We start from the raw sequence: 15,049 nt of genomic DNA on the forward strand, positions 1-15,049 counted from the left end.
TTTAAGTGAAACTGTTATAATGAGAAGTAATTAAATGATGCAAAAGACGATGACGGAGACAAGTAACAAAGAAATTCTTGTTTAGGGAGAAGCGGTCTATAGACTGGAAGCCGCTTTACTGGAAGCTTTGTGAAAATTTCAGCTCTAACAGTCGCTGCCGGGAACTAACTTATGGGGAAAGGCAGATCGGTGAAAAGCCGTTACCGGAATGAAGTGAAAGCAGTTTTTCTGTTTTTATTAGGGTGGTACCGCGAGCTAACCTCGTCCCTTTGTGGATGGAGGTTTTTTATTTTGTCTAAAAAAGGAGTGTGGTTCTTTTGTTAAAGCAACTGGAAACGCTAGAAAAAGAAGCAATTCAGGAAATTGAACAGGCGGAAAGCTTAAAAGTGCTGAATGATTTACGTGTGAAATATCTCGGGAAAAAAGGCCCGATGACAGAAATCATGAAGCAGATGGGCAAACTTTCGAATGAAGAAAAACCACTTGTTGGAGCTAAAGCTAACGAAGTTCGAACGGAAATCAGTACAAAAATCAAACATAAGCAAGAAGGTCTGGAAGAGGCTGCGCTAATGAAACAGCTTGAAAGTGAATCAATTGATGTGACACTTCCTGGAACAAAAATACCCACTGGAACGACTCACTTGCTTACACAAGTCATTGATGAGCTTACTGATATGTTTGTTGGAATGGGCTACCGAATTGCAGAAGGCCCAGAAGTTGAACTGGATTATTATAACTTCGAAGCATTAAATTTACCAAAAGGTCATCCAGCACGCGATATGCAAGATAGTTTCTACATTACAGAGAACACCTTGTTGCGTACGCAAACTTCACCGGTTCAAGCGCGGACAATGGAAAATCACGATTTTAAAAATGGCCCAATCAAGATTATTTGCCCAGGTAAGGTATACCGACGCGATAACGATGATGCGACGCACTCCCACCAGTTCACGCAAATTGAGGGGCTAGTTGTTGGAGAGAATATCACATTTGCTGATTTGAAAGGAACGCTTACTGTTTTAGCGAAGCGCATGTTTGGTGAAAATCGAGAAATTCGACTTCGTCCAAGTTTCTTCCCCTTCACTGAGCCATCTGTTGAAATGGATATTTCTTGTTTTGCTTGTGGTGGTGAAGGCTGCCGAACTTGTAAAGGAACGGGATGGATCGAGATTCTTGGATCAGGACTTGTGCACCCTCGCGTGCTAGAGATGTCTGGTATTGATTCAAGTAAGTATAGCGGTTTTGCTTTTGGACTTGGCCCAGAACGCGTTGCCATGTTGAAGTATGGCGTGGATGATATTCGCCATCTTTATACGAATGATTTGCGCTTTTCGAAACAATTTATAGCAAAAGAAATGGGGGAGAGATAAATGTTAGTTTCTTATAATTGGGTCAAAAAATTCTTCCCGGATCTTAAACTGGATGCAGATGAGCTTGCCGAAGCAATTACGCGTACGGGGATTGAAATTGAAGGCGTGGAGCATTTAGATCAAGAATTAAAAAATTTAGTTGTCGGGGAAGTGTTAACTTGCGAACCCCATCCAAGTGCAGATAAATTGAAAAAAACGACGGTTCGTGTAGATGAAGATGAAGTTGTACAAATCATCTGTGGTGCACCAAATGTAGATCAAGGTCAAAAAGTGATCGTCGCTCGTGTGGGGGCTCGCCTTCCAGGCGGAGTGAAAATCAAACGAGCAAAACTTCGCGGGGAAGTTTCTGAAGGGATGATTTGTTCGCTTCAAGAGCTTGGCTTTGATAGCAGCGTGGTTCCAAAAGCCTATCAAGAAGGAATTTATGTTCTACCGGATGATGTGACAGTCGGTGCAAGTGCAATCACACTTTTTGGCTTAGATGATTCCATACTCGATATGGCGATTACACCTAACCGAGCAGATGCACTTGGTATGACAGGTGTTGCGCATGAAGTGGGGGCGATCGTTCACGAAAAACCACTTTTACCTGAACAGCCAGATGTTTCGGAAGCTGGATCCATTGAAGGAAAAGTGCAAGTTGCGATTAAAGATAAAGAAACGACTCCTTATTATGCGGTTCGCTTAGTTGAAGATGTGAAAGTAGCAGAATCGCCGCTTTGGTTGCAAACGACGCTAATGAAAGCGGGAATTAGACCACACAGTAATATCGTTGATGTAACAAACTATATCAATTTACTTTATGCCCAACCGCTACATTCTTTTGATTACGAGAAGGTGGGAAGTAAAGAAATTGAGGTTCGTCTAGCACACGCAGGCGAGCAAATTGAGACGCTTGACGGTAAAGAGCGAAACCTTTCAGAGAACCATATCGTCGTGACGAATGGAAAAGATCTGATTGCGATTGCTGGGATTATGGGCGGGGCAAACTCAGAAGTTTCGGCGGATACGACACAAGTTTTGCTTGAAGGGGCTATTTTTGATAGTAAGTATATCGGAGAAGCGTCAAGAGAACTTGGGATTCGTACGGAAGCGAGCATTCGCTATGACAAAGGGAGCGATGCTTTTAAAGTAGAGCAAGCTCTAGCACATGGTGCGGCACTTATTGCTGAACTTGGTGGCGGACGTATGTTATCAGGTGTTTCTGAAGTGGATAACCGTGACGCGTATCAAAATGAAATTGTAACGAGTTTCTCGAGGGTGAATCGTTTACTTGGAACAAAGATTTCTAGTGAAGAAATGGCTGATGTGTTTGACCGTCTTCAATTCGAAGTACACTTTAACGGCGATGAGATTCGGGTTGAGGTTCCTTCAAGACGCTGGGATATTTCCATTGAGGCTGATATTTTAGAAGAAGTGGCGCGGATTTACGGCTATGACCGAATTCCTGCAACGCTTCCAAAAGCGGAAACGGCTGGCGGGTTTACAACAGAACAATTACTTCGCAAAGAAACACGGAATTACCTTGAAGCAACTGGTTTAAACCAAGCGCTTACGTATTCACTTGTTTCCGAAAAAGAAGCAGGACGATTGGCGCTTACTGAGGAAAAGACAGTACGGCTCAAGATGCCGATGAGTGAAGAGCATAGCACGCTTCGCACGAGTCTCGTTCCGAGTTTGATTCAAGCGGCAAGTTATAATGTTGCACGAAAAAATACAGATGTCTTTTTCTTTGAACTTGGCAATGTTTATTATGGAACAGACGGAGATGCACTCCCTGTAGAAGAAGAGCATTTAGCCATTTTAATGACTGGAAATTATGTAGCGCCTAGTTGGAAAGGCGAAGCTCAATCGGTCGATTTCTTCTTGCTAAAAGGAATTTTAGAGGGCTTGGCTGAGCAGCTTGGACTTGTTTCCTCTTTCCAATTTGAAAAACGTGTGCTAAAAGAACGTCATCCGGGCCGGTCAGCAGCGATTCTTCTTGGAGAGGAAGAAGTGGGTTATCTTGCTGAGCTTCATCCACGTTTAGAAAAAGAATTTGATTTAGCAGCGACTTATGTTGCTGAATTAAATTTTGAAGCGCTTCTTAAAGCTCCGAAGAAACAAGTCGAATATGCTCCGATTGCACGCTTCCCGGAAATGACACGTGATCTTGCTTTGCTTGTTGACCGCTCGGTGGAAAATGGAGTCATTGAAAGAGTGATTCATGAAAATGGAGGAACACTACTCTCAGATGTGAAATTGTTTGATATTTTTGAAGGAGAAAGTATTGGCGAAGATAAAAAATCTGTCGCTTACACGCTTACTTTCTTAGATCCAGAACGGACGCTCGTCGAAGAAGAAGTGACGTCTGCGACTGAAAAGGTAACAAAGGCACTTGAAGCAAAACTCGGTGCTATTATTCGTTAAAAGACCTAGAGGGAAATTGAGTTGTTTTGAAAAAATGACAGCTCAATTTCTTTTTAGTCTTTTTTTGTTCTTTTCTTCACAGATGAAGCGGGGTTCGATATAATAGAAGAAATAAATTTTATGAAAATGGGGCTTGAAAAATTGGCATATGTAGAGTTGAAAGATGTGTATAAACGCTATCAGATGGGCGAAAGTATTGTGACAGCAAACGATGGCATTGATTTTGAAATTAAGCAAGGTGAATTTGTGGTTATTGTCGGTCCTTCTGGCGCCGGTAAATCAACTGTTTTGAATATTTTGGGTGGAATGGATACGTGCGATGAAGGGCAAGTGCTTGTTGATGGAGTAGACATTGCACAGATGAATGCCAAACAACTGACAAGCTATAGAAGGACTGATGTCGGCTTTGTGTTTCAGTTTTATAATCTCGTTCCAAACTTAACAGCGAAAGAAAATGTAGAGCTCGCAGCTCAAATTGTGCCAGAAGCGTTAGATGCAAAAGAAGTGCTTGAAAGGGTGGGGTTATCGCATCGACTAGATAATTTTCCATCCCAACTTTCAGGTGGAGAGCAACAACGGGTTGCGATAGCTCGAGCTCTTGCTAAGGCGCCTAAATTGCTTCTTTGTGATGAGCCAACAGGCGCACTTGATTATGAGACTGGGAAATCCGTTTTGAAATTACTTCAAGAAACGTGTGAAAAAACAGGAACGACTGTGATTGTCATTACCCACAATACGGCGATTACCCCCATTGCTGATCGGATTATTGAAATTAATGATGCTAAAGTTCGAGAAATTCGTCAAAATTCGCAACCTGTCTCGATTGACAGTATCGAGTGGTAGAAAGGAGGCAGAAGAATTTTGAAAAAACGAGCGCTTTGGAAAGACATTTGGCGAGAAATTTGGCATTCGAAAAGTCGTTTCCTTTCGATTCTCGCTTTAATTATGCTTGGCGTTGCTTTTTTTGTAGGCATTAAAGCGACTGGACCGGATATGATTGAAACAGCAGATCGTTATTATAAAGAGAATAAATTAGCCGATTTTTCGATTCAGTCTACATATGGTTTAGATGAATCAGATAAAGCATTACTTGAAAAAACAAGTGGCGTAAAACAAGTCGATATGGGTTACAGTGCTGATTTATTACTGAATCAAGATCGGCTTGCTATGCGTATTTATTCTTACGATAGTAAAAAAAGCTTAAATCAATATGAAGCACTTTCAGGTAGAGTGCCTAATAAATCGGGTGAAATTGCACTCGATGCAACTAAGAAAATGAATAAAAAATATCAAATTGGGGACATCGTTACTTTTGTTTCAGGTGACGGTAGTAAGCTCAAAGGCACGCTAAAAAAAGATAAATTTAAAGTGGTTGGTTTTGTAAGAAGTCCAATGTTTATCGAAAAGGATAGCCGAGGGACGAGCTCAGTTGGGAATGGTTCAACAGATGCTTTTGCGGTGATTTCACAGCAAGACTTTGATAGCAATGTCTATACGGTAGCTAATTTGCAGTTTCGTGACATGGCGGATAAAAAAGCATTTTCAAATGGATATAAAGACGCGGAGGAAAGCAACAAAGCAAAGCTTGAGAAGCGTCTCAACAAACAAGCGGATAAGCGGCTTAGAAAAATGCAACAAGATGGTTATGCCAAGCTTGATCAAGCAGAAAAGAAACTAGAAGCACAAGAAGCAAAACTGGCGATGAGCGAAAGTGCAGCAGCGCAAGCAGGAGTGGCAAAAAGTCCAGAGCTCACGGAGGCAAAGGCAAAACTAGAAATCAAGCAACAAAAGTTGCAACAAGAACGAGCAAAAATAGAGGCGCTTGAAAAACCTGAGTATTTTGTGCTAGATCGTTCCAATAACCCGGGATATGCTGAATATAAGGAAAATGCAGATCGTTTAACTTCATTATCCACCATTTTTCCAGTATTTTTCTTTTTAATTGCGGCACTCGTTTGTTTAACCACGATGACAAGAATGGTGGAAGAACAGCGAACTCAAATTGGGACATTTAAAGCACTGGGTTATTCTAGTAGCGATATCATGAAGAAATTTCTTGTATATGGATCGCTTGCAAGTTTGATCGGAACTGGTATCGGGCTTGTAGTTGGCTTTTTATTCTTCCCGGCAATCATTTTCAATGCATATGGCATGATGTACGATATGCCGGCGGTGGCACTTATTTTTTATCCGAGCTATTCCGTCATGGCGCTTTTAGTAGCCTTACTTTGTACAACGGTGACGGCTTTTGCGGCTTGTTTAGCAGAACTGCGCTCGAATGCAGCTACGTTAATGCGCCCAAAAGCTCCGAAACAAGGGAAGCGCATTTTACTGGAACGTGTAGGCTTTATTTGGAAGCACATGAATTTTTCAAGTAAAGTGACAGCGCGAAATATTTTTCGTTATAAACAGCGGATGTTGATGACTATTGTTGGAGTAGCAGGTTGTACGGCTCTTATTTTGACTGGCTTTGGCTTGCGCGATTCTATCAGTGATATTGCCACCTTGCAATATGGAAGTGTTTTAAAATATGATGCCATTGTTACTCGTGATAAAACAGCAACGGAAAAGAAGAAGGCGGCTTATAATCAGCTCCTTTCGGATGACGCTGTTACGGGTCGGATGCCAACTTCCATGAAAACGATGGATACAGTGAAGGCAGGAACGGGGAGTCAGGCTGTTCAACTCACGACGTTTGCGACAACAGAAAAATTGGATGACTATATTCATTTAGAAAATCGTGAGTCGAAGGAAAACCTAAAACTGGATAATCGTGGTGCAGTTGTGACGGAAAAACTGGCTAAATTGCTCGATTTAAAGAAAGAAAGTACGCTTGTCTTAAAGGATACAGGTCATAAGGAATATCGCTTTAAGGTGACAGGGATTGCTGAAAATTATGCGGGGCATTATGTCTATTTGACAAAGAATAGCTATGAAAAAGCATTCCACGAGGCTCCAAGCTATGATACAGATCTCTTGAATTTGAAACACACTTCGAAGGCATGGGAAAATCAATTTGCTGAAAAGTTGATGGATCAAGGTGGCGTTTTAGGAGTCACCTTCTCAAATACCATTAGCGATATGTTAACAGATATGCTTAAGAGCTTGAATATTGTGATGGTTGTTTTAATTGTTTCAGCGGCGATTCTTGCCTTCATCGTGTTGTATAATCTTACGAATATCAATGTTTCTGAACGGATTCGAGAACTTTCGACAATTAAAGTCCTCGGCTTTTATCCGAAAGAAGTGACGATGTATGTTTACCGGGAAAATATTATTTTAACGGTACTTGGAATTTTAGTCGGCTTTATCTTTGGATTCTTCTTGCACCGCTTTGTGATTCAAACGGCTGAGGTGGACAATATGATGTTTAGTCCAACGATCACATGGCCAAGTTATGTATATTCAGCAATTTTAACGCTACTATTTTCAACGATTGTGATGCTTGTTATGCACTATAAATTGAAAAAGATTGACATGATCGAAGCGCTCAAATCAGTTGAGTAACAAGGGGCACTCCTCTTCTAGCCAAAGAGGGGTGTTTTTTGGTTTACTTTTTGTCTAAAAAGCGATAGAATGAAAAATAGTTCAGGGGGTGAATCAATATTGTGGAGCAAATGTTAGATCGCTTTATTGACGGTTATACACGGACGTATTTATTTGCATTAAAAGAAATTGATCAAGCGATTGAAGAAGTGGAGATTGGCGGAAAGCGAATTTCAACGGAACAATTTTTTGTGTTACGAGAATTAAAGCGCGCCGGTGAGGGTGTGAGCGCAACGGAGCTTTCTAATCGGCTAAATGTGAATAAAAGTGCGATCACAGCGAAAATTAAAAATTTAACGGAGAAGGGCTTTTTACTTCGAACGCAGAATAAAGAAGATAAGCGAGCAGTTATTTTAAAGATGTCAGCGAGTGGGCTTGAAATCTTTCAGGAGTGCGAACAGCAAATGAAAAGGTTGATCAATCGTTGGCTTTCTTTATTTGGTAAGGAAAATAGTGAAAAATTGATGACACTTTATGATCAGCTCGTTGAAACAGTCATTGATGGAGAAATGCAAGGGGGACGTCACTGATGAAATGGGTATTAAAATTTCGCTGGCCGCTACTAGTGATTTGGCTAGCGCTACTTTTTGGGTTGATTTTTACAGCGCCAAGCATGAGTGACCTAGTCCGGGAAAAAGGCGAAATTAAATTGCCAGATGGGTATCCGTCGCAACTCGCAACAGAATTGCAGAAAAAGCATAATCCAGATAGCGATGGTGAAACCTATCTTGCGGTTTATACATCGAAAGAAAAGCTTACAAAGACAGATAAAAAGAAAATCGAAAACTCACTGGATGCGATTAAAAAAGATCAAGAGGAGCTTCATGTAACGGATGTGCTTGATAGTTTTGATCAAAAAGAGTTAGCTGATAAATTTGTTTCTAAAGATGGGAAAACGATTGTTGCAAGCTTAACAGTAGATGCAAAAGAAACGCCTGTTAAAACGATTCGTGAAAAGCTCGACCAGAAAATGGAAATTCGTGGTCTCGACACTTATTTAACAGGAAATGCAGTTATTCAAGAAGACGTGGTACAAGGTTCACAAGATGGTTTACATAAAACAGAGGGGATCACGGTTGTTTTCATTCTTGTAGTGCTGCTACTTGTCTTCCGTTCGGCGGTGGCACCTTTTATTCCGCTTATCACGGTGGGGATTAGTTACCTGACAGCTCAAAGTGTTGTTTCTTTCCTCGTGAAGTATTTAGATTTTCCCGTTTCTACGTACACACAAATTTTCATGGTTTGTATTATGTTTGGGATCGGGACCGATTATTGTATTTTACTACTTAGTCGGTTTAAAGAGGAACTTGGAGAGGGGCTCGCAAGTTGGGATGCTGCGATACAAACTTATAAAACGGCCGGTAAAACCGTGCTTTACAGCGCCATCGCCGTTTTAGTAGCTTTTATTTCCCTTTATTTCGTTCAATTTGATTTATATCGTTCTGCGGTAGCAGTTGGAGTCGGGATTGTTATATTAATGCTAGGCATCTACACGCTCGTTCCGTTTTTCATGGGGACGCTTGGGCGCGTGTTATTCTGGCCATTAAATAAAAATATTTCCCATAAAGAAAGTCGCTTTTGGGGAGCTGCCGGAAATCTTGCTTTCATGCGTCCGTTTATTGCTCTACTAATTGTTGCGATTATTGTAATTCCCCCAATTGTCATGCATAAGGGAACGGAAAGTTTTGATTCTCTCGATGAAATTAGTAGTAGCTATCCATCTAAAAAAGGATTTGAAATTGTGTCGGATAGTTTCGGTGCAGGGCAAGTTTCGCCAACTCAGATTTATCTTGAAAATGATGACAACATGCGAACGGGTGAATATATTGCGTTACTTGAAAAAGTTTCCACTGATCTCGCTGATTTAAAAGACGTAGATATGGTGATGAGTGCTTCGCGACCTGCAGGAACGCGACTGGATGCGATCTATGTGAAAAATCAAGCTGGACAACTTGAAAATGGTCTTGGAGATGCGAAGGATGGCATTGGTGAAGTGAAGAAAGGCTTAAATGATGCAGGAAACGAACTCAATGCTTCCGCCCCTAGTATGAATCAAGCTATTTCTGGGATTGATTCGCTGCAATCTGGCACGGCCGCAACGAAAGCAGGCATTACACAACTAGAAGCTGCACTTGTCCAAATTCGAGATGGAATTAAAAGTGGTCAAAGTGGGGCAGGCGAGTTAAAACGAGGTGTGCAGACAGCGCGTAGTGAATTAAAAAAACTCTCAGACGGTGAGAGCAAGTTGCTTCAAGGTTACACGGAAGTTCAAGCGAATTTACAGAAACTAGCAGATTCGCTAGCTAGCCTTTCAAATAGCTCTGGAAGTAAACAGACAATTGATACGAGTGCGTTAACGAAGCAGATGCAGCAGGTAGGCGCTTCTTTAAAAGCTTTTGCAGCGGCTCACCCAGAAGCCACTCAAAACGCAGAGTTTCAAAAATTAATGAATGATGTCGCTGGGCTTGAAACGGCTGGTGAAGCTTTCAAAACGCAATTACAATCAGAACTTGGCAAGCAAACAGCGGCACTTGAAACGAAGATTAAACAACTAAATGACGGACTAAATCAACTTTCCAGTGCAATGAAGACGTTAAATAGTCAGTCGAATCAAGTTTCAAGTGGTCTCATAGCATTCGATTCGGGTCTCGGTCAGCTTGAAAAGGGCTTGAGCGAACTCGAGACGGGTCTTGGCCAAGCAGCATCTGGACAAGATCAAGTCATTAGTCAGCTTCCACAAATCAAATCAGCCTTAACTCAACTTGAAAGCGGACAAGGGGAACTTAAAACTGGCTTTTCTAGTATGAGTGGTCAAATTGGTGATCTTTCAAACGGACTGTTAAGCGGGGCGTCGGGGTTATCCAAAATAGAAAGTGGGCTTGGAGAGGCGAGTGGCATGCTTGAAGGTTTGTCTGAAACGAGTTACGCGAATTCAGGGGTCTATGTTCCAGACGAACTCCTAGCTAATAAGGACTTCAAACAAGCGCTTGACCAGTACATTTCAAAAGACGGAAAACTGGCGACGATCAATGTTGTCCTCAAGAAAAATCCTTACTCAAATGAAGCGATGGACGCGATTGATGCGATTAATGATCAGTTAGATAGCAGCTTAAAGGGAACGAAACTTGAAAATGCTAAAATCGGGATTGGTGGCATGACGAGCATGAACTATGATACAAGAGATATGTCGCTTGCAGATTACCATCTTGTGATTATTCTTGTTCTCGTGAGTGTCTTTGTAACACTCGTCATTTTATTACGCTCTATGGTAATGCCACTTTATCTCGTGGGGTCGATTGTATTAACCTATTATGCTGCACTCGGTTTTACGGAGATCATTTTTACACGGATTATGGACTATGGTGGATTAACTTGGGCGACGCCGTTCTTTAGTTTTGTTGTTCTTGTAGCGCTTGGGATTGACTATTCCATCTTCCTTATGAGTCGATTTAATGAATATACTGGACTAGATGTTCGCGAACGAATGCTTTTAACCATGAAAAATATGGGAGGAGTCATATTCTCAGCTGTTATTATTCTTGGTGGAACATTCGCCGCGATGATGCCAGCAGGTGTTCTTTCATTGCTTGAAATTGCAACTGTGGTGTTGATTGGGTTAATCTTATACGCCGTTATCGTTTTACCACTTTTCATACCTGTTATGGTGAAACTATTTGGTCGCGGAAATTGGTGGCCATTTGTATCGAATAAAGAAGAACAAAACGACAAGAAATAATCGAGCAAAGCACATTTCTTAAGGGAATGTGCTTTGTTTTTTACCACTAAACTTTCAAATAGTTTTTCTGGAGTGAAAAAGAAAGAAGTTGCGATGATTTTGGCAACCGCGCGATAATTTAGTATAATAAACGAAAGACTAAAACTAGAGGTGGAGACAGACATGATTCAACTTGGTAACGATTGGGATGAACTTTTGAAAGAAGAATTTCAAAAATCTTATTATCTGGATTTACGTGAATTTTTAAAAGTAGCTTATGGCTCCAAAACTGTTTTTCCAGATATGTACGACATTTTTAATGCCTTAAAGTACACTTCCTATAAGGACACCAAAGTGGTGATTTTAGGACAAGATCCGTATCATGGCAGAGGCCAAGCACATGGCTTATCATTTTCCGTTCAAAAAGGTGTACGAACGCCACCATCACTTGAAAATATCTACCAAGAATTGCAAAATGACCTAGGCTGTTTTATTCCAAATAATGGCTATTTAAAACCTTGGACCGATCAGGGAGTCTTACTTTTAAACACAGTATTGACGGTTGAAGCTGGGAAAGCCAATTCGCACCAAAACAAGGGCTGGGAACACTTAACAGATGCCATTATCCGGCTGCTTAACCAAAAAGAAGGACCTGTTGTTTTTATTCTATGGGGGAAAAATGCTAAGCAAAAAATGGAACTACTACATAACCCTAATCACTTGATTTTAACTAGCTCTCATCCGAGCCCTTATTCGGCAAATTACGGTTTTTTTGGGTCTCGTCCATTTTCAAAAACGAATGATTATCTCATGCAACAGGGTGAAGAGCCGATTGATTGGCAAATTCCGAATTTATAAAGCGAGTACGGAACTTTCAATGCTTGTATTAAGTTATGATTGCTTGAAGGATACTAAAAAAGATATTCATTGTACTAGTGGAGTTACAAAAAGAGTGGGATGTGATAAATAGTGAGTAAGTCTAAAAAAGAAGTGCTAAAACTTGCGGAAAAACACGGGCTTAGACTTGATGAAAGCACTTTTGTATTTAATGAATCAGGCGTTGACTTTCAGGTTGTGTTTGCGATGGATTATGAAAAAGAGGAGTGGGTGCTTCGTATTCCGAGACGAAAAGATGTATTTCCTAGAACAAAGATAGAAAAAATTGGGCTCGATCTTATAAATCGCTATGCGGATTTTGAAGCTCCTTACTGGGAAATTTATTCTGAAGAGTTGATCGCCTATAAGAAACTAATGGGATTCCCAGTAGGAACGATTGACCCAGAAGCCAAGAGATACATCTTTGAACTCGATGAAAACGATTTACCTGAGCAGTTTTATGAAACACTTGCAAAAACGCTAGTAACACTACATCATATACCAAAAAAGAAAGCTTCTGAAGCTGGAATTACTACTCAAACAGCGGTAGAAGTTAAGCAAGATATGAAAAAAAGGATGGAAGCAGTTAAAGAAAAATTTGGTGTTGGAGAAATGCTGTGGAACAGATGGCAAACGTGGTTAAATGATGAAGAAATGTGGCCGAAAGAAACAGGACTGATTCATGGTGATTTACATCCCGGTCATATCCTTATTGAAAAATCGGCCAATGTGACGGGTTTAATTGATTGGACGGAAATAAAAGTGGCAGATATTTCTAAAGATTTCATGGGCCATTACCGAGTTTTCGGAGAAGAAAGTCTTGATAAACTCATTAAAGCTTACGAAGAAGCAGGAGGGTACCACTGGCCTAAGATGAAAAAACATATTATTGAATTAACTGCTAGCTTTCCCATTGATTTAGCGGAATTTGCTTTACTATCTGGTCAAGATGAATACATCCAAATGACTAAAAAAGAATTAGGCTTAACCGAGTAGAGAATGATTCTATTTTTAAATAAAATGAAAATAGTCGAGGACAAAATGTACGCATAAGTTTATTAGTCCAAAATAAAAGAACAGGAACCGCCGAATGGAAGGGACCCCAAAAGTAGTTGTTTATCCAACTTTTGAGGTTCAGAGCATTCTTGACGATTCTGTTCTTTTTTCATTTTATGTGTTAACTGTTTTTCTTATCTTTGAGTAATTCGAATAGCTTTATCTGTATTGGCGAAATGTTCTTTTGTATATTGTTTTAACGTATCCAAACCGTAACGTTGAATAATTTGTGCCGCTTCCTGATCTACCTTTGCACCTGCACCTTTTGTTAAAGGCATTCCAAGTTCCTGCTCCATCTCCGCGAAAATTTGCACAAACTTATAGCGCGCGATGATTGAAGCAGCTGCAACGGCTAAATGAAGCCCTTCTGCTTTCGTTGCAAAATAAACGTCCTGTTTCACAATCTCTCGTTCATTTGTTAAGTACCGGTAATAGGTGTTTTTTTCGGCAAATTGGTCAATTAAAATCGCTTCCGGACGAGTAGGTGCAATTCGAGCTAGCACATTGGAGAGCGCGCGATTATGCAAGATGGCCTTCATTTTCCCTTGATTCATTCCAGCAGCAATAAGCTCGTTATACTTGGGGTTCGGACAAGCTAAAACACTGTGTGGCACAATAGGAATGATTTTTTCAGCGATTCGGCAGATTTCTGGATCTTTCATTGCTTTAGAGTCTTTCACACCAAGCGAAGCAAGAAGTGGCATGTGCTCACGATCCACATAGCACGCGCAAACCGTAATTGGCCCGAAAAAGTCTCCCGTTCCAACTTCATCAGAACCTAAAACATTTTTTGATGAAAACTGTGGGGGAAGCGGAGAAGCACTTGACTTTGGCTTTTCGCCTGCGGCAGATGTGACACCCCACTTGGCGGCTTCAATTGCCCCGGCTGCCCCTTGAAACATGACTTTTCCGGATTTATAAGCAGTTATCGTGAGCCCTTGCTTTTTAGCAGAAAAAACAGCTCCCGGTGGCGTTTTTCCCGTATCAAAGGGCTTATAGAAAGCCTTGATTTCTTCCATTTTACTTGTGGGCACTTGAATGATTGTATTTGCGATAAGTCTTCATCCTTTCTGACTAATTCCGTATCCGTATTGTATCATAAAAGCAATAAAAATTTGAAGCTCCCTTCCGCCTTGAGGCTGATTATGTAGCTATCCGCTTTTCATCTCGCTTTTTTCGTGATAAGATGACCTTAGAGAGTTACCTGAAGATTTGAAGGAGGAGCTAGCGTGGCTAATAATGAAAAGAATCGAATCATCACAACAATATATGGACAAGAATATACGATCGTTGGCTCTGAACCGACGGATCATCTAAAAAAAGTGGCTCAAATTGTGGATGGCAAAATGCATGAAATAGGTGCGCAAAATCGTGCACTAGACAGCGGGAGACTTGCCGTTCTTACAGCAGTGAATATGACACATGATTATTTATTACTGCTCGAAAAGTATCGTGAACTTGAATCGCGATTAGAAAATTCGTAAAAGGACGAGATTGATTTATGATTTTAACTATCATTTTAATTATTCTCCTGATTAGTGGTTTTTTTAATGGGTATCGTAATGGTGTGCTTCGCCAGCTTATAACGATGGTCGGCTACTTCCTATCGTTTTTTGTAGCGTATCATTATTACAGCTTGCTTGCGCCGCAAATCCATTTTATACCATATCCTAAACCTGATCGGGCAGAAGAGGGCGTTAATCAATTGTTAGCGCTGCTTCATACAGAAGATGCTTATTACAATGTGCTAGCTTTCTTAATTATTTTTATCGCTGCACTCATTGTCGTACACATGTTAACGAAATTAATTGGGTTCCGAGGTCGGATTCCTGTCATCAGTCAAATCAATGGCTTGATCGGTGGTGTCTTAGGAGTTGTAACAACTTATCTGCTTCTATTTGTTATCCTTTATCTTGGCGCTGCTTACCCATCTGAATGGCTAAATGGTGTCATAGAAAATTCAAGTGTAGCAGAGTGGATCTTGACCAACACACCGATTCTATCCGAGCGATTTTATGATTGGATGACACAAGTGATTTCAGAATAGAAAGATGAGACCAGTGGCATGAACTGGTCT

The 15,049-nt window shown here is 40.8% G+C and carries 10 protein-coding genes, 1 pseudogene and 1 other annotated feature; of the genes and pseudogenes, 10 read left to right on the plus strand and 1 reads right to left on the minus strand.

The genetic code is table 11. The features are described from left to right. Nucleotides 1-40: 40 nt before the first annotated feature. Nucleotides 41-272, plus strand: a binding site (T-box leader). A 45-nt stretch (nucleotides 273-317) separates the two neighbouring features. From pheS to HB912_RS03540, 8 genes are all read left to right on the plus strand, one after another. Continuing rightward, nucleotides 318-1,370, plus strand: a complete 1,053-nt coding sequence (gene pheS / locus HB912_RS03505; RefSeq protein ID WP_185372224.1) for a phenylalanine--tRNA ligase subunit alpha — start codon at nucleotides 318-320, stop codon at nucleotides 1,368-1,370. Next, a complete protein-coding gene (gene pheT / locus HB912_RS03510) occupies nucleotides 1,371-3,779 on the plus strand; it encodes a phenylalanine--tRNA ligase subunit beta (RefSeq protein WP_185372225.1) in 2,409 nt (802 codons plus the stop codon). 141 nt (nucleotides 3,780-3,920) lie between these two features. Next, nucleotides 3,921-4,622 (plus strand): ABC transporter ATP-binding protein, encoded by a 702-nt coding sequence (locus HB912_RS03515; RefSeq protein ID WP_036072746.1) that lies wholly within the window; start codon nucleotides 3,921-3,923, stop codon nucleotides 4,620-4,622. An 18-nt stretch (nucleotides 4,623-4,640) separates the two neighbouring features. Continuing rightward, nucleotides 4,641-7,286, plus strand: coding sequence for an FtsX-like permease family protein (locus tag HB912_RS03520; RefSeq protein ID WP_185372226.1), 2,646 nt, complete (start codon nucleotides 4,641-4,643; stop codon nucleotides 7,284-7,286). Nucleotides 7,287-7,396: 110 nt separating this feature from the next. After that, entirely contained in the window at nucleotides 7,397-7,855 is a 459-nt protein-coding gene (locus HB912_RS03525; protein WP_221635640.1) for a MarR family winged helix-turn-helix transcriptional regulator, read from the plus strand. Beyond that, nucleotides 7,855-11,061 (plus strand): MMPL family transporter, encoded by a 3,207-nt coding sequence (locus HB912_RS03530; RefSeq protein WP_185372227.1) that lies wholly within the window; start codon nucleotides 7,855-7,857, stop codon nucleotides 11,059-11,061. Before HB912_RS03525 ends, HB912_RS03530 begins: the two co-directional genes overlap by 1 nt. A 162-nt stretch (nucleotides 11,062-11,223) precedes the next feature. After that, nucleotides 11,224-11,898, plus strand: coding sequence for a uracil-DNA glycosylase (locus HB912_RS03535; protein WP_185372228.1), 675 nt, complete (start codon nucleotides 11,224-11,226; stop codon nucleotides 11,896-11,898). A gap of 111 nt (nucleotides 11,899-12,009) precedes the next feature. Continuing rightward, the gene (locus tag HB912_RS03540) at nucleotides 12,010-12,912 is read left to right on the plus strand and encodes a phosphotransferase (protein ID WP_185372229.1); all 903 of its coding nucleotides are present in this window, start codon (nucleotides 12,010-12,012) and stop codon (nucleotides 12,910-12,912) included. A gap of 194 nt (nucleotides 12,913-13,106) precedes the next feature. Here HB912_RS03540 and rnhC read toward each other — a convergent pair whose 3' ends face one another. Continuing rightward, a complete protein-coding gene (gene rnhC / locus HB912_RS03545; protein ID WP_185372859.1) occupies nucleotides 13,107-14,027 on the minus strand; it encodes a ribonuclease HIII in 921 nt (306 codons plus the stop codon). A gap of 174 nt (nucleotides 14,028-14,201) precedes the next feature. Here rnhC and zapA point away from each other — a divergent pair. Both zapA and HB912_RS03555 read left to right on the plus strand, forming a co-directional pair. After that, nucleotides 14,202-14,470, plus strand: a pseudogene (zapA, locus tag HB912_RS03550) (cell division protein ZapA). A 3-nt stretch (nucleotides 14,471-14,473) separates the two neighbouring features. Next, nucleotides 14,474-15,019, plus strand: a complete 546-nt coding sequence (locus tag HB912_RS03555; RefSeq protein ID WP_036072639.1) for a CvpA family protein — start codon at nucleotides 14,474-14,476, stop codon at nucleotides 15,017-15,019. Nucleotides 15,020-15,049: the final 30 nt, after the last annotated feature.

It is taken from the genome of Listeria aquatica (assembly GCF_014223975.1).
Lineage (GTDB): Bacteria > Bacillota > Bacilli > Lactobacillales > Listeriaceae > Listeria > Listeria aquatica.